The organism is Paenibacillus sp. JMULE4 (assembly GCF_013337105.1).
Lineage (GTDB): Bacteria > Bacillota > Bacilli > Paenibacillales > NBRC-103111 > Paenibacillus_G > Paenibacillus_G naphthalenovorans.
This window is the reverse complement of record NZ_SGWF01000011.1, coordinates 281787-297461: the sequence shown is the minus strand read 5'-3', so window position 1 is coordinate 297461 and position 15675 is coordinate 281787. Positions and strand designations below refer to the sequence as shown.

12 protein-coding genes and 1 pseudogene are annotated in these 15675 nt (G+C 51.4%); 5 read left to right on the top strand and 8 right to left on the bottom strand.

Translation table 11 applies throughout. From position 1 onward, the window contains the following. Nucleotides 1–4: 4 nt before the first annotated feature. Nucleotides 5–1075 (bottom strand): pyruvate dehydrogenase (acetyl-transferring) E1 component subunit alpha, encoded by a 1071-nt coding sequence (gene pdhA, locus EXW96_RS06665; RefSeq protein ID WP_062409188.1) that lies wholly within the window; start codon nt 1073–1075, stop codon nt 5–7. A gap of 222 nt (nt 1076–1297) precedes the next feature. On the opposite strand from pdhA, the gene EXW96_RS06660 reads away from it, so the two are divergent. After that, nucleotides 1298–2026: an alpha/beta hydrolase gene (locus tag EXW96_RS06660; RefSeq protein WP_174350176.1), complete on the top strand. Its 729-nt coding sequence runs from the start codon at nt 1298–1300 to the stop codon at nt 2024–2026. A 12-nt stretch (nt 2027–2038) separates the two neighbouring features. Here the strand turns inward: EXW96_RS06660 and EXW96_RS06655 are convergent, their stop codons facing one another. The 3 genes from EXW96_RS06655 to EXW96_RS06645 form a co-directional block, all read right to left on the bottom strand. Then, nucleotides 2039–2872, bottom strand: a complete 834-nt coding sequence (locus EXW96_RS06655) for a lipoate--protein ligase family protein (protein ID WP_054820173.1) — start codon at nt 2870–2872, stop codon at nt 2039–2041. A 111-nt stretch (nt 2873–2983) separates the two neighbouring features. Beyond that, complete coding sequence (locus EXW96_RS06650; RefSeq protein ID WP_137670139.1) at nt 2984–3526, bottom strand: GDYXXLXY domain-containing protein; 543 nt, start codon at nt 3524–3526, stop codon at nt 2984–2986. Continuing rightward, on the bottom strand, nt 3519–4745 hold the full coding sequence (locus EXW96_RS06645) for a DUF2157 domain-containing protein (RefSeq protein WP_174350175.1): 1227 nt from the start codon (nt 4743–4745) through the stop codon (nt 3519–3521). The genes EXW96_RS06650 and EXW96_RS06645 overlap by 8 nt, the downstream gene beginning before the upstream one ends. A gap of 230 nt (nt 4746–4975) precedes the next feature. Between EXW96_RS06645 and EXW96_RS06640 the strand changes: the two genes are divergently transcribed. From EXW96_RS06640 to EXW96_RS06630, 3 genes are all read left to right on the top strand, one after another. Then, nucleotides 4976–6037, top strand: coding sequence for a metallophosphoesterase family protein (locus EXW96_RS06640; RefSeq protein ID WP_174350174.1), 1062 nt, complete (start codon nt 4976–4978; stop codon nt 6035–6037). Nucleotides 6038–6101: 64 nt separating this feature from the next. Next, nucleotides 6102–7046, top strand: coding sequence for an NAD-dependent epimerase/dehydratase family protein (locus tag EXW96_RS06635; protein ID WP_054820175.1), 945 nt, complete (start codon nt 6102–6104; stop codon nt 7044–7046). 180 nt (nt 7047–7226) lie between these two features. After that, nucleotides 7227–8510, top strand: coding sequence for an ATP-binding protein (locus tag EXW96_RS06630; RefSeq protein WP_174350173.1), 1284 nt, complete (start codon nt 7227–7229; stop codon nt 8508–8510). 2 nt (nt 8511–8512) lie between these two features. Here EXW96_RS06630 and EXW96_RS06625 read toward each other — a convergent pair whose 3' ends face one another. Next, nucleotides 8513–10318 carry a peptidoglycan D,D-transpeptidase FtsI family protein gene (locus EXW96_RS06625; protein ID WP_174350172.1) on the bottom strand — a complete coding sequence of 602 codons (1806 nt, stop codon included), beginning with the start codon at nt 10316–10318 and terminating at the stop codon, nt 8513–8515. A 126-nt stretch (nt 10319–10444) separates the two neighbouring features. Continuing rightward, nucleotides 10445–12622 carry a methyl-accepting chemotaxis protein gene (locus tag EXW96_RS06620; RefSeq protein WP_309225035.1) on the bottom strand — a complete coding sequence of 726 codons (2178 nt, stop codon included), beginning with the start codon at nt 12620–12622 and terminating at the stop codon, nt 10445–10447. A 481-nt stretch (nt 12623–13103) separates the two neighbouring features. On the opposite strand from EXW96_RS06620, the pseudogene EXW96_RS06615 reads away from it, so the two are divergent. Then, nucleotides 13104–13298: pseudogene (locus tag EXW96_RS06615) on the top strand (transposase); the annotation flags it as partial. A gap of 113 nt (nt 13299–13411) precedes the next feature. Here EXW96_RS06615 and EXW96_RS06610 read toward each other — a convergent pair. Together EXW96_RS06610 and EXW96_RS06605 are read right to left on the bottom strand one after the other, a co-directional pair. Continuing rightward, nucleotides 13412–14695, bottom strand: a complete 1284-nt coding sequence (locus EXW96_RS06610) for a peptidase U32 family protein (protein ID WP_062409193.1) — start codon at nt 14693–14695, stop codon at nt 13412–13414. A gap of 34 nt (nt 14696–14729) precedes the next feature. After that, nucleotides 14730–15671 (bottom strand): peptidase U32 family protein, encoded by a 942-nt coding sequence (locus EXW96_RS06605; RefSeq protein ID WP_174350171.1) that lies wholly within the window; start codon nt 15669–15671, stop codon nt 14730–14732. Nucleotides 15672–15675 lie beyond the last annotated feature (4 nt).

The window sequence follows — 15675 nt, the reverse complement described above, 5'->3', positions numbered from 1 at the left end:
CCCTTTACGCTAAATAATCCGCTTTCTGCTCTTCCAAATGCTGCGGCGTCGTTTCGAACATGCTGTCGATCAATCCCGGCACCGTCATTTTTTCCGTCTGTTCGGCTTTCTTGATTTGCTCCGCCACCGTATTCTTCGCATCCTCGATCACAGCGGCCTCTTCTTCTTCCGACCACAAGCCCTTGCTCACGAGGTAATTGCGGAAGCGGTTCAACGGATCTTTCTGTTCCCATTCCGCCGTTTCCTCTTTCGTACGGTATTTGGACGGATCGTCGCCGGACATGGAATGCGGCAGGAACCGGTACGTTACCGCTTCAATCAGTGTGGCTCCCTCGCCATTGCGTCCGCGTTCCGCTGCATCCTGTACCGCTTTGATGACAGCCAGCACATCCATTCCGTCCACTTGCACGCCCTTAATCCCCGCCGCTACCGCTTTGTGAGCTATGGACAACGCAGCCGTTTGCTTGGAGAACGGAGTCGTAATGGCATAACCGTTATTTTGAACGACGAAAATCGCCGGCAGCTTGAAGGCCCCCGCAAAGTTTATCGCTTCGTAGAAATCACCCTCGGAGGAACCGCCGTCGCCGGTATACGTGATGGAGACACGCTTTTCCCCGCGCTGTTTGAACGCCATGGCTACACCCATCGCGTGCAGATACTGGGCTCCGATAATAATCTGCGGCATCAGCACGTGCACATCTTCCGGAATTTGACCGCCATGCTGATGTCCTCTGGAATACAAAAACGCTTGGTACATCGGCAAGCCATGCCAAACGATCTGAGGCATGTCGCGATACCCCGGACAAATAAAATCATCCTTATTCAGAGCGAACTCGCTGCCGATCATCGTCGCTTCCTGACCCGATACCGGCGCATAAAAACCAAGACGGCCCTGACGGGTCAGGTTTACGGCACGTTGATCCCACGTCCGCGTAAATACCATGCGGCGCATAACTTCCTTTAACTGATCGTCGGAGAGCTTCGGCATCGCTTCCGGATTGACTACCGTACCATCCTCAGCCAGAACGGACAGCGGCTGAACTTCTTGCACGTCAACTATATACGGCTTGCTCATGATCAAATTCACCTCTAAGATAGATTTTTAGAAACATGAAAATGTCGATTATTTAAAATTTCTGTTATAGTATTATTATAAACCTGTTTTTATCAATAAGACAATAACTTACTTGAAAAATATGATATATACACATGCATAACACTATAACAGTTTCTCAAAATAAGTAATACAGATGCCTCTTTTCGACAAAACTATTATAATACAAAGGAGATGGCTATCATGGACGAAAGCTTGTACTACAAACGGACCATTGTAAAAGAAACGATATCTTCGGCTGAGCTCGGCGAAGACCGCTCCTTGCGAATATATCTCCCGCCCGGTTACAACGAGCTGCTGTCATACCCGGTGATTTACTGTCAGGACGGAGAAGACTTTTTCAATTTCGGACGGATCGCCACCACCATGAACCGCTTGATTTATGACGAGAATATAGAACCGGCCATCATCGTAGGCGTGGACGTGGATAAGTCGGTCCGCACCTCCGAATACGCTCCCGAAGGCAGCCGGTTTGCCGCATACTGCCGTTTTTTCGCCCGGGAGCTGGTGCCCTACCTTGAACATCATTACCCTGTACGGGCGGACTTAAACGAACGGATGATCGCGGGCGATTCTCTGGGTGCAACCGTATCCCTGCATCTCGCCTTAGATTATCCTAGCCTATTTTGTAAAGTTATATCCTTATCGGGCGCATTTTTCCAATCGACAAGAGACCGCATTGCGCAGGAGGACGATTTATCCAGGCTGCACGTGTCCATGGTGATCGGGTTGGATGAAACAGAGGTTCATACGGATCGGGGGACCTTCGATTTTGTGGAAGCGAATCGAATAACCAAACAGCTTCTCGAAGCGAGAAGCTGTTTGGTCAACTATGAGGAAAAGCCGGGGAAGCATATATGGGGCTTCTGGCAGAACGAGCTGCCATGGATGCTGAAGCAATTTCTTAAGTGATTGCAGCTGCCGCTATCCTTTTCGTATGCCGTAACGCTGCTTCAGCATACAGATCATCTCTATCACCTGATCGCGTTCAGGCAGCCACAGTCCGGAGGCGGCCCGCTCCATCCCTTCCGGAGTTTGCCGGTCACGGATCACCCGCTTGACGCCGTCGGCAAACTTCGCCGCGGCGCCGCCGCCGATGCCGGTAAGCTCCTCCAAGCTGGCCATGCTCTCCTCCGTTACCCGGGGGTGATCCGAACCGCCGCCCGCTTGATCCGATGCGCGTTGATAAAACTCGCGGGCCAGCCGCGCTTTTTGCCTGCCCGTTCCTTCGGCCACCACAAAAGCCTGCACTACATAAGCGTGCGCTTGACGCCGTTGGGCAATGCCGCAAAATTTGCGCCCGCCGATACTCAGGTCAAAATCACCCGGACAATAGGCGCCCTGGACTTCACCCGTACTCACGCTCGCCCCGGTTTCCTGCAGGGTGAGCCGGATGAGTTCGACCATTCGCTCAAAGTCATCGCGAAAATCAATTTCTCCCTGCCTGCGTTTAGGCAGAATCAGCGATAGATTGACAACGCCGAGATCCAGCGGGACGGCCGCACCGCCGGAATTGCGCACGGCCACGGAATAGCCGTCCCTTTCAAGCCATTCGGCTGCTTTCCCCGCTCCCGGCAAACGGCTGTCGCGCAGGCCCATGACAAACGCCCGGGGATGCCGCCAAAGATGAACAAGCGGCGCTCCGCCCTCGCCGACATGCCTGCACAGCAGCTCCTCCAAGGCAAAAGGATATAGCACATCCGGTTCCGTCAGATCGTTGGACCGATCAAGGATCAGCAGATCGGTGAATTTGCTCATGATCTATCCCCTTTATGTACGTCTCAAAGTCGTCTCAAAATAGATACCCCCTATTGTAAAAGGGAACACTCTCCGTTGCAAGCGGGCATCCGCGTATCCGCCCCCTTTCTCTCAGTCTTTTCGGTCCTCCAACCCCTGAATCGCTGCTTGGCCCCATGGAGCCACTTTCAGGTGAACAATCAACCGGTCCGCCTTCTCCTCCAACGCCTGGCCTGTGTTCTCCGGAACGTAGTATTTTTCAATCCCGTATTTCACGGCAATCGCATCGTCCCAGTTGTAATTGATTCGTCCTTTCAGGACGACCTCGCCCTGCCCGGCGGAGGGCTTCGACCCATAGGCCGCCTTGGCCTCAAACAGCCCATCGGCTCCGGGCGCCGCCACTACAAAAATCGTTTTGCCCCGCTCCGCCCGGCTGCCGGGATCCTTCCATAAGGAGGGATCCAGCTGGCTGATGTCATAACTTAAGGTCACGTAATCCCCATACAGCAGATCTCTGGGATCGACAGGCACCGTTCGGACGCGGACATCCTGACCAAACCAGCCGACGGCATAATACGATACGGCGACTCCGGCCAGCACCAGCGCCTGCAGCAGCACCAGTCCAAACACAAGCAAGGAACGGCGCTTTACCGAAACCGCGCTCCCGTTACTCATGCCGAATCCCCTCCTTCGTATCGTCCAAAACCTGTTTTTTCCGGCGGTTCAGGAACCAGCCAAGCCCGAGAAGAATCATTCCGCCGATGATGAAAAACAGCGATTTGTCCATGAAATCCCAAGTCAATTTGCCATAAGCCACCAGCGTGCTGCAGATGAAGAGCAGCGTGCCGAAGTTGATTTTGAAGCGCCACTCCTGTGCATACCCGCACCATAAAACATACAGCGAGAAAAAGAACAGCGAGAGCAGGTACAGCAATTCGATCCCCGAAGGCATGTAAATAAACGGTACCAGCAATACCCATTCGAACGCGCTTTGAGCTTTTCCGTTCTTCATTTTGCCCGCGAGCGAAACGGCGAACAGAAGCACCAGTGCTCCGATATAAAACAGTGGCTCCGGCCGAAGCTGCTCCATCATCCCGTCTTTCCATTCGCCCGGGAACAGGACCATATACACACCGAATATATACGCGGCTGTAAGCGGCGCCGACTGCAGTGCGTAACCGTCGCGGCGCTCCTCAAGCCAATCGCCCAGCACATAAAGCGACATAGCGGGAATGAACATCCACAGGAACGGAATCTGCCCCGACGTCGTCCACATCAGCAGATGCAGCGTTACGCTGAAGCTGAACAGCCAGATCAGAAGATGGCTGCGCCGCTTCCAGACATAAGTCCCAAGTGCCAGCACCAGCAGACCGAAAGCCGTATAGCTGAACGTATCGAACTCGTTGACACTGTACCACTGGGCAATATTGACCAGCAGCAAGCTCAGCAAATATAAATAACGGCTGCGGTAGAGGAATGCTGCCAGCACCCCCGCGGCCGACCACAAAATGAACGTTCCCGCATGGTAAGCTATCAGATGAAACATTTGACCGATGAGGATGATGCCTCCGCCAAAGGTAATAACACCGAGAGCGACAAGTGCGATGCCCAGCTTATCGCTGCCCCTGCGCACCATGATCTCCCCCGCAACGTAGAAGCCCGCCATCGCCGCCATCACCAGGCACAACCGGACGAGCTGCGGAATATCCTGCCAATTGGCCGCAATAAAGCTCAAAATCCCAAGCCCGAGCAGAATGCTTCCGAGAATCGGAAGCAGACCGACGGCATGCTTTTTATCTTCATATAAATCCAGAATCTGATTCGCCTGCTCGCGGGTTACAATTCCCCGCTCGATCCAGAGAGGCGCTTGGTTTTCCACCCATTTTCTGCTCATAAGCCACACCACCTTTTGTCCCGGACCCTGTCTGCCGGCAAGGTCCTGTTCATTTTAGTATATCCAAGCCGGATAAGAACGGAAGTACTAATTTCTTATAGTACCCGTTCATTCGCCTGCGAATTTATTACAGCGTTCGACATTAAATTTACAAAACGCTTATTCTATTTTTATGCCTGCTCCATTATAATGAAGCTAATTAGCACAATACCCGGAGGGAAAGTCCGAATATGATGTCCAGAAGACTCTTTGTCAAACAGATGCTGGCCATCCTCACGTTGATGTCAGGGGGCGCCCTGACTGCATCTCAAATATGGAATGGCGCCTCGGATACATACACTGAAACCAAATCCGGAGGAAATCATTCCCAACAGCCCGAGGCTCGGACGGCTTCCTCCGATCTTTCCGTCCCTGTCCTTTCCTTCTTTCTGCTCAGCGATCTGCACATTTCCGCGGCGGATTCCGTCTTCGACGGCAGACTGCATTTGGCGCTGAAAGACATCAGCAAGTTCGAATCGGATGTGGACACGATCGTGCTGGGAGGCGATTTGACAGACTTCGGCAGAGAGTCGGAGTACAAACGTCTGCAATCGATACTCCATGAGTATAAGCTTCCACCGCTGTACGGGAATATGGGCAACCACGATTATTACGATATATGGCTGAACGCCAAAGGAGCTTTCTCTACGGAGACGATGCCCAACGGCAAAACGGACGCCATGTCACGCGAGCGGTTTATGCGGTTTATCGGGTATAAGGACAAACCTTATCATGAGGTATGGATCAAGGGCGTTCATCTCATCATGCTGTCCCAGGAGACTTACGTCCAGGAAACGCCCGAGGTCGGAGAAGGAGCATGGTATTCCGACGAACAGCTGGCTTGGTTTGAAGAAACGATGAAAGCCCACAAAGACGGGCGGCCCGCTTTTGTCTTTATCCATCAACCGCTTCCGGAGCCGGGCACGGACGGCGGTACGCATCGGTTGATTCGCGCCGAGCGATTCCGCGCCATTCTGGAGCCTTACATCAACGTCTTCGTGCTGTCCGGACACAGTCACCGCAACTTTGTCGGAGAAGACCATTACAACCGGCAGAACACCTTTCACTGGTTCAACAATGCCTCGGTAGGCAAAACAAGGCCCGTCCCCGGTCAATCGGGAACGCCGGTACAGGGAATGTACGTACAGGTATACCCGCATGAAGTCGTGATTCGCGGACGGGAATTCAGTACCCGGACTTGGATCGAAGAAGCGCATTGGAAGGTTCCTCTGCTTCCGGGCAAGTCAACCTGAGCAACGTGCGGCGTGATTGGCCTCCATTCACGATATTGTATTTTATACTTTGGAGGAATAGAAAATGAATTTTGTGGTCACCGGAGGCGCGGGTTTTATTGGCTCACATATCGTGGATGCGCTCATCGATTCGGGACATCGGGTGCATGTTGTCGATAATTTAACGACAGGCCGTCGGGAGAACGTGAATCCCAAGGCAATATTTCATCTTATCGACATTACAGGGGATCAGCTCGGAGCTGTTTTTGAGCAAGCCAAACCGGATATGGTCATTCATCACGCGGCGCAAATCGACGTGCAAACTTCCATGGAGCGTCCGCTGCTCGATGCAAAAGTCAATATTCTGGGTACCCTTGCCCTGCTGGAGCAATGCCGCGAGCATAAAGTGCGCAAACTGATCTATGCTTCTTCTGCCGCTGTGTACGGACCTCCGGAGTATCTTGGAGCGGATGAAGGGCATCCACTCCGCCCGATTTCCTTTTACGGCATTTCCAAGCAAACGCCAGAGCATTACATTGAGATCTTCTCTCATTTATTCGGAATCGATTACACCATATTACGCTATGCCAATGTATATGGAATTCGTCAGGATCCCAAAGGAGAGGGCGGCGTCGTGTCCGTCTTCGTGGATCAGCTGCTGCAAGGACAGCAAACCGTTATTTTCGGGGACGGCGAGCAAACCCGTGATTTCATTTATGTCAAAGATATCGTCAGCGCCAACCTGGCGGCCGTTGAACGCGGGAGCAAAGGAATATACAACATCAGCTGGAATAAGCAGACCTCGGTAAATAATCTGCTGAAGCTAATGAGCGAGCTGTGCGGCAAGCCGTTCGCTCCCCGCTACATGCCTCCGCGCGCCGGCGACATCATCCACAGTCGGCTTGACAACACGGCGGCCAAAGAACAGCTTGGGTGGGAGCCCCGTGTCACGCTGCGCAGCGGACTCCGTGAAACGATTGAATACTACAGCCGCCTCTACGGATCGAACTCATCCTGTCCGCCACAATGATTTGTCTCTTGAGCTCCTCTCATCCTTAGGCTTTCCCGTTCTTCCAGCAATAACCTTTTTCAGACCGGTATGCGTTTCGGTTAGAAAAAGGTTTTTTGGCATGATGTAGGAACTTAAAAGATTTTGTCGAATAAGAAAGAATATACGTTTTTTGATTATACCCTTAAAAGGTGATGTTTTTTGAATCTGATCTGTCAACTTTTGCTTCACATGTTTATTATTATAACACCCGTACTGCTTTACCAGCTTTTTTGGATCGACCGGCTGCAGCGAACAGACGAAAGAAGCAAACATTGGATCGCAGCCGCTATTTGTGCTTTGGTTGCCGTATTCAGTATGTCGTACCCGTTAGAATGGCATCCGGACTACCGCTACGACTTCCGCATGATTCCGCTGGCAGTCTGCTTTTTTTATGCCGGCCCGGTTCCGGCGCTGGGCGTTTCCGCCGTCATCATGGGGTACGGCTGGCACTTGAACAGCTCCGATCTTCATACGCTTCCGATATTATTAAGCTTTATTCTGATATTGCTGTGGTATTGTCAAAAAAGGCTTGGCGATGCGTCCAATCTGCTCCACCCTGTCAAGGGGGCCTTATTGGGACTTGCGATCTCCCTTATATCGGCCTTTGTCGCCCTGCTAACCCAGTGGCTGCAAGGTGTTCCTGTGGGCAGTCATTTCTTCATCTTTTTTTCTTTATACTGTTTAATATTCACGGTCACTTCGATCCTTGTCGTGTATACCATTCGCCAGATAAAGAAAAACCTTAATCTGCGTAAACGAATACAGCACAACGATCAGATGAACATGCTGAGCGAGCTTGCGGCATCGTTTGCCCATGAAATTCGCAATCCGTTGACCGTTGTTCGCGGTTTTGTGCAGATGATGAGCCAAAGCCATTTGCCCGAAGACAAACGCCAATTTTACAACCAACTGGTTTTGGAAGAAATGGACAAAGCCCAATCCATCATCAACGACTACCTGACATTCGCCAAGCCGCAATTCGATGCAACGCAGCTGTTCGATGCCAAGACGGTTATTGCTGCCGCAGTAGAGTCGCTGCAAGCGTATGCCGAGCTTAAAGGAGTGACCATCGAGACGCATTTGCAGGATCAGCTGATGATCAGCGCCAATACGGATAAATTCATGCAGTGCATCGTTTGCTTGTGCAGGAACGGAATTGATTCGATGCCGGGCGGAGGCAAGCTGCAGCTCGTCGGCGTAGTACAGAATCAAACCGTATGTATCGATATCATCGACCACGGCGTCGGGATGACGGCCGACGAGGTAAGGCGGCTGGGGACGCCATATTATTCTACGCGCGTTAAGGGAACAGGACTCGGCATGATGGTTACTTATCGGACCATTCAGAACATTCAGGGCCGCATAGACGTGACAAGCGAAGTAGGAAAAGGCACCTGTTTTTCCATTCTGATCCCTTCCCTGCACTCATCCGCTTATCACTAGACTTACGGAGCAGCAAGAATGTCCATGACTTCCTTGAACAAAGGAACGGACTTGTTGCCGTATCCTTGCGGCACATTCTGTACCAGAACGGCAACGGCGTAACGGGGCTGATCCGCAGGACCATACCCGATGAACCAATGATTTTCTCCCGGCTTCCCGTTCTTCAAGGTCAATTGAGCCGTTCCCGATTTGCCTGCAAGCGGCCATTTGGCCGCCTGCAGCGCCGTACCGGTACCATGGTCTACCACCTCTTTCATCCAAGCGAGCAGCCGCTGTGCCGTATCAGGGCTGATCGGAGCGGCACCTTCCGGTGCAAGCCCTCTTGGAGGGAAAGAGGTATGAAGCCGATCGTTCTGAAACCGGATTTCCTGGACGATGCGCGGCGAGAGTACCTTTCCTTGCGCATATAAGCTTACGACCAGATTGGCCACCTGGAGCGGAGTCACCTGGACATCCCGCTGCCCGATCGCCGTCTGCACTAAAGCCCCCTCATCTCTTTTATCGGTCGAAAGGTGATACACCTGTCCCTTCTCTTCTCCGTCCCACTGCCTGAAGTCCGCTTGTCCCGGCACCGCTCCCGACCAGCCCACGAGAGTCCCCAACCCGAGCTTTTGCGCATATTGCTCCAGCTTCTCCGCGCCGATACGTTTCGCAGCTTCCGCAAAAACGATGTTGCAGGATTGCGCAAAGCCTTCCTCCAGCGTCAAGTGTCCATGTCCCCCCTTTTTCCAGCAGGTGAATCCATACTTTCCAAGCTCTCCGTTGCATTCAAACGTTTCGTCCGGATGCACCGCTTTTTCTTCCAACGCGGCAGCAGCCGTCACTGTTTTGAATATCGAGCCCGGGACGGTTGCTTTTAGTGCTCTATTGCTCCAATGGCCTTCTGTCGGATCGACGTGTCCGGGATGAAACGAAGGACGGCTTGCCATGGCTACCGTATCCGCGTTCCGAATATCCAGCACGACAACCGCTCCTTCCGCAATCCCGAGCCGCTCCATCTGAAATTCAATATGGCTCTGAATGCCTTTGTTCAGTGTCGTAACCATTTTTAGCGGGTAGTAGGGATTGTCGGGCGATATTATTCTCACATCCAAACCGGGTAAAGGCCGCTTCATCCCGTCGGTAAATAAAGAAACCGAGGTAGCTCCGATGCCTTGCAGCCAATAATCAAACGTTTTCTCCAGACCGGCATTCCCGATTTTACTTGTGAGCTGAAGCTCTCCCTTTTGGATTTGGCCCGAAAACTGCTCCATGATCCGCTCCGGATTTTGTCCGATAAAACCGATGACATGACTTGCCGGCTGCTGCTGTGCATATCGCTGCTTGTAGCGCATCACCCGGACATCCGGTAATCCGAGCGCTTCAATCCGCTCTGCCTGGGAATCCGTAAGCGCGACGGGCCGGCCCGATTCGGACCAGATTTCCGGTGATTTCAGCCCGCTGACGAATATATGCCATTCTTTCCCCGGAATTCCCATCCATTCTGCAATCCGGTTCAGCGACTCCTCCCGCCGTCCTCCCGCACTGCCCTCCTCGCGTACAGGAAACACCGTCAGCACCTTCAACTCTTTACCGGTGAGCGGATCGCCGTTCCGGTCAACGAAATCTCCTCTGCCGCTATCCAGAACTATTCCGTTTTCCCGCTGAATCACAGAGTTCGCCAGTAAATCGATGCCCCTGCCTGTGAAGCTGCGGGTGGCGACGACTTGAATCCAGAATAATCTGATGTTCCAGACGGCCAAAAGACCGACAATCAGAAGTAAAGCAAGGAACATGCGATGCTTTTTCAGCTCGGTTTCGTCATTCATGCCGGAATCTCCTTTAATGCCTGTAATCTAGTAACAGTATGTTCAGTTGTCATGAGCTCCAAACGTTTCTTGACGGCGATGGACGGCAAAAAAAGCCTTCCCCCGCTTACAGGGAAAGGCTTTAGGCTATACCTGGAATTTGGAAAGAGACTCCTTCAACGAATTGGACAGCTCTTCGAGCTTGTCTGACAGCTTCACAAGACTGCTGCTGATGTTCAGCTGTTCCGAGCTTAAGGAAGCAACCTCCTCCGAGGTCGCTGACGATTGCTGCGCCACAGCGCTCACATTCGTCATCGCGTCATTCAATATCATTTGCGAAGATTCCAATTGGCTGATCGATTCCGTCACTTCCGAGAGCCTGTCAATCAACCCGCCCATTTGCGAATCAACCTGCTTGAAGATGGAATCCGCCTCTTTAACGGATTGAATCTGCTCCTGGAATATCGGATAAGCCTGGGAAAGTACGCTTACCGTTTCGTCTATCTCCTTTTGTATCTTCTCGGTAATTTCACCCACAACCGCAATCGATTGACGGGACTGATCCGCGAGCTTGCGGATTTCGTCGGCTACCACCATGAATCCTTTGCCTGCCGCACCCGCTCTGGCCGCCTCGATGGTCGCATTTAAGGACAGGATGTTCGTTTGCTTCGTAATGCTGTTCAGCATTTCCAGAATTTTTCGGATGGAGCTGGTGCTGTCCTTCAGGTTATCTACCTTCTCCACCATTTCCCGGGTCATCGCTTCCGTCGTATTCGTCTTGCCGATCAACTGGGACATATATTCAATCCCTTGTTTACTCGACTTCTGAACTTCCGATGCGGATGAGCCCATAACGATGTTCGCATCCACCACGTTTTTCATTTGCAAGCCGATGTTGTGGGTTAATTCATTCCCCCGCTCCGATTCCACAGCCAGGCTGGATGCACCGTTGGCTATTTCCTCCGTTGCGACGGCGATCTCCTTGGCGGAAATGGCCGTCTGCTTCGAAGCCTCGGACAATTCACCGGCGGTATTGAGCACATCCTGCGCAGACTGATTGGTTTGCTGCACGAGTCCGGTGATTTTCTCCATCATTTGATTGAAGCTTTCACCCAGCTGGCCGATTTCATCATTCCGTTTGACCGTCATCCGGACTCTTAAATCTCCCTGCTCTCCCTGTTTCATCAAGTTCCGGAGCATAATGATCGGCCTTCCGATCATTTGGGCGATAAAATAACCGATGATGACTGAAATCACCGCTGCGACAGCGGTCATCAGCCAAGTCATATTGGATATCGTTTTGGCGTCTTTGACCAACTCGTCCACAGGCATCTCGCCCACGAGCAGCCAATGGTTCTTTTGGGATTTGTAGTACACCAGCTGCATGTTTTTATTGTCGCTGAGCAGCCTGCCCATGTCATTTTCAAACGATTCCTTGGCAACGCCGAGATTGCTGTCATTTCCGATGGTCGTCCGATCTGCATGATAAATCAATTCCATATTCGGACCGGCAATAATCGTTCTTCCGCCTTCGCCCATATTAATGGAGCTTAATTCTTTATCAATGACGTCCAGATTGATCTCCATCAACAAGACCACATGATAATCGTTGGTAACCTTCAACAGCCGTCCCAATGCGAAGCTGGCCGCACCGGGGACTCCGACGTTTTGTGAGAATCCGCCCTGCTTGGTCCCCAGCCAGGAAACGGCTCCGTTGTTGTCCAGGATAGATTTGAACCAGCTTTCTTGTCCCATGCCCTCGCTTTTAAGGGTGCCTCCTGACCCTGCCAACGGATCTCCGGCGGAATTCATTAATTGTATGGAGGTAATGGCTTTATTCGAATATGAATATACGTTTAGCCTTTCTCCAAGCTTTTGACGAAGCACGAGATATTCATAGCTGTTTTTGTCTAGCTGATTCAACTCCTTCAGCACGTTCCTCAGATCTTCGTCGATTAAAATTTGCATGGATAAATCTTCATATGTATTGTACAGAATATCCAGCTTTTGCCCCGCTTGAACAATCGTCTGTTCGGAGGCTTCGGCCACCTTTCTTTGAATCACGTCTTTGGAAATGAAATAAGAAATGAAACCCACGCTCAAGACGAAAAACCAGATACTCAAAAGAAAAATGATAAACAGCTTTGTTCCAACCGATTTGAACAAGTTATTCAACCTGATCCCCTTTATCGCATCGATGGCACGTGAAGCATTGGGCGCCCCTTGACGGTTACGCCTGTTGGAAAATTTCAAACGAATCTGTGCTGTAAATGCTTTGCCGGCTTTTTGCAGGCTGGCTTTGAGTGAAGACCAGTAGTTCTTCACAGAGACCACCACCTAGATTTGGTATAGTTAGCTGAATGTGTAAAAACACAGCTTATACGTATTCGACAAGTTTAGCCATAATCCTTTTCTTTTTCCTGCACAATTCAAAAAAAAATATAGTTCTATCGCCCCAATCCAATAAAAGAGTTTTCCAGCGAATATGACAAAAAACACAGCTGACTTATTATATATCGGGACAAATCAACAAAAAATTTATAGTCTTTTTAGACTATCAATAAAAACCAGCTAATGGTTTGTCAACACTTTTGATTGCTTGACAGATAAATAGTTTGTATACTATTTTCTAAGCATGACAAATAAACCTCCATACAATGGAAGTTTATGGTTTTTTCTACTTATAATTGGTGTTTTATAAAGTGTAGGGTGCCCTTTTTTAGCATAGCGTAGACGTGATGTAATAACTTGTTGGCGCAAACGATCACGGCTACTTTATGGGGCTTGCCCTCACTTTTTTTCTTGCTACGCGTTGTCGGTTCGACGTATGATCGAACCGGAGAGTGTGTTTGGACAAATGAAAAACAACCGGAACTTCCGGCGTTTCCTGCTTCGCGGCTTGCCCAAAGTGAGCCTGGAGGTCGGGTGGCTTTCCCTTGCCCATAATTTATTAAAGTGGGCGGCGATGAACCAAAAAGGTCGAGTAAGAGAGTACGTATAGCCCCCTACTCGACCTTTTTTTCTGTATGGAAACGAGAAGTTAAGAAAACAGGGCCGTCCCTGCGTAGCTAAAAGCTACTTATGGGACGGCCCCTTTTATGCCATACCTTCTGTTTATTTGCCTATCTTCTTTCTCATCAGATCCAGCGGTTGAACCGGCCGGTCCACCTTCATTCGAATAAGCTGCAGCGGATGGCGTGCCGCATCAATCGGTTGACCGTCCTCCGTACGCAGCTCGGGAACGATCTGCTTAAAGAACGTTCCCTTGGGTCCGAAAAACTCCACCTCTTGACCCGGTTTAAAATGGTTGCGCTGCTGTATGAGCGCCGTTTGCGTATTGGCATCGTAATCCGTAACTACGCCAACAAAATCGTACGGCGCAGCCTTGTCCTCCGGCTCAAAGATATGGTCTTCGTGGTCCGGCTCGCCATAGAAGAAGCCTGTGTTCAGCGGCCGGTTAGCCGCTTTTTGAATCTCGTAAAGCCATTCCGGTTTCATCTCGTAATGCTCCGGATCGGCAAAATACGCATCAATCGCCTGTCGATAAGCGTTCACTACCGTTGCCACATAGTGTACGCTCTTCATCCGTCCTTCGATCTTGAAGCTGTCGACGCCCGCACGAATCAGTTCCGGCACATGCTCGATCATACACAAATCCTTGGAGCTCATGGAGAACGGGTTATCTCCTTCCTGGAACAGCGGGATCTCCTTCATGCCGATCTCCTGCTCCACATCCTCTTGAGACGTGAACAAATCGTACTTCCAGCGGCACGACTGACAGCACCCGCCGCGGTTGGAATCCCGGTCGGTAAAATGGTTCGAGAGCACACAGCGGCCCGAGTAGGAGCTGCACATCGCGCCATGCACGAATACCTCGATTTCGATATCCACATGTTTTTTGATCTCCAGGATCTCTTCCATCGTAGCTTCCCTGGCCAATACGACACGGTCCACTCCGTCTTCCTTCCAGAACTGTACGGCCTGACGGTTCATCGTGGACTGCTGCGTGCTTAGATGAATCTCAAGCCGCGGCGCCACGCGTTTGCACGTTTCGATAATGACCGGATCCGCAACGATGATGGCGTGAACCCCGGCATCCTGGATTCCCTTTAAATATTCTTCGAGACCAGGCAAATCCTCGTTATGAGCAAAAATGTTGGTAGCCACAAATACTTTGGCCCCGTACTTTTCGGCAAACTTGACGCCTTCCCGCATCTCTTCGAACGTAAAGTTGTCCGCATTCGAACGAAGACCGTACTGCTGGCCGCCGATATATACCGCATCCGCACCGTAATGGACGGCAAATTTTAACTTCTCCAAGCTGCCCGCCGGCGCCAGCAGCTCCGGCTTCTCGAGCCGGATGCGCTTGCCCAGCAGATCCTGCTGCAATAATGTCATCATTTCCACCTCGCTTTGATTTCTTTTGATCGATTTAATACACTTGCTCTTTAAAGAAAAACCCGTAAGAAAGCTCACGCCGCGGATCCTGCAGCGCGCGGATCGCGTCCAGCCACTCTTCATTGAATTCGTAGCGTTCCGGATCCGCGACATAAGCGTCGATCGCTTGCCGGTAGCTTCGGATCACCGTTTCATTGTACTCGGCGGATTTGAGCAGCCCCTCCACCTTGAAGCTGTCGATTTCGCCCTCCATCAGCTCGTGAAGACTATCCAGCATGCAGATATCATCCGAGCTCATAATGTGCGTACCGTTCTCATCCTCATAAACCGGATAACGTTCGTCCTGGCGTTCCTGTTCGATCAGGAACAGCCCTTCTTCCATTCCCAGCGACAACTTTTGCAGTTCCTCGGGCCTTCCCCGATGCTCTTTATAAATCGTGAGCAGGCTCCGCTTGGAATGATAAATATTCGTCATGCCGTGCACCTGTACCTGCACTTCCATTTCATCGGCCAGCTGCCGCTTGATATCGATCGTCTCCTCCAGGTTCAGTTCGCGGGCCAGCACCATCCGTACGGCGCCCTTACGTCCCCAGTACCGGGCGGTGGCATAATTCGTAGATGTCATCTCCGCGTTCCAATGCAGCGGCATCCCGGGTGCGGCGCTACGGACAGCCATTAACACAGCCGGATCGCCGAAGACAAGCGCATCGGGCCCGATCTCTTGCAGCTTGCTCAAATAAGCCTCCAAATCGGGAAGCACACCATTATCCATAATATTATTTACCGCGACATACACTTTAGCCCCATGCCCGTGAGCCCAGGGAACAAGCCTGCGAAGCTCCTCCGTTGTCACTTCTCCCGGGAGCCGTATGCCAAACTTGTGCTCGCCGACAACCACGGCGTCCGCTCCGGCTTTAATGTAGCGCTGAGCCTCTTCGGCGGAGCCTGCGGAGATCAAAAGCTCGGGTTTCTTCATCTTC

Bases quoted from the DNA above. Each gene is read 5' to 3' on its own strand.
- pdhA (WP_062409188.1), bottom strand. From the start codon at position 1,075: ATGAGCAAGCCGTATATAGTTGACGTGCAAGAAGTTCAGCCGCTGTCC.
- EXW96_RS06660 (WP_174350176.1), top strand. From the start codon at position 1,298: ATGGACGAAAGCTTGTACTACAAACGGACCATTGTAAAAGAAACGATA.
- EXW96_RS06655 (WP_054820173.1), bottom strand. From the start codon at position 2,872: ATGAGCAAATTCACCGATCTGCTGATCCTTGATCGGTCCAACGATCTG.
- EXW96_RS06650 (WP_137670139.1), bottom strand. From the start codon at position 3,526: ATGAGTAACGGGAGCGCGGTTTCGGTAAAGCGCCGTTCCTTGCTTGTG.
- EXW96_RS06645 (WP_174350175.1), bottom strand. From the start codon at position 4,745: ATGAGCAGAAAATGGGTGGAAAACCAAGCGCCTCTCTGGATCGAGCGG.
- EXW96_RS06640 (WP_174350174.1), top strand. From the start codon at position 4,976: ATGATGTCCAGAAGACTCTTTGTCAAACAGATGCTGGCCATCCTCACG.
- EXW96_RS06635 (WP_054820175.1), top strand. From the start codon at position 6,102: ATGAATTTTGTGGTCACCGGAGGCGCGGGTTTTATTGGCTCACATATC.
- EXW96_RS06625 (WP_174350172.1), bottom strand. From the start codon at position 10,318: ATGAATGACGAAACCGAGCTGAAAAAGCATCGCATGTTCCTTGCTTTA.
- EXW96_RS06610 (WP_062409193.1), bottom strand. From the start codon at position 14,695: ATGACATTATTGCAGCAGGATCTGCTGGGCAAGCGCATCCGGCTCGAG.
- EXW96_RS06605 (WP_174350171.1), bottom strand. From the start codon at position 15,671: ATGAAGAAACCCGAGCTTTTGATCTCCGCAGGCTCCGCCGAAGAGGCT.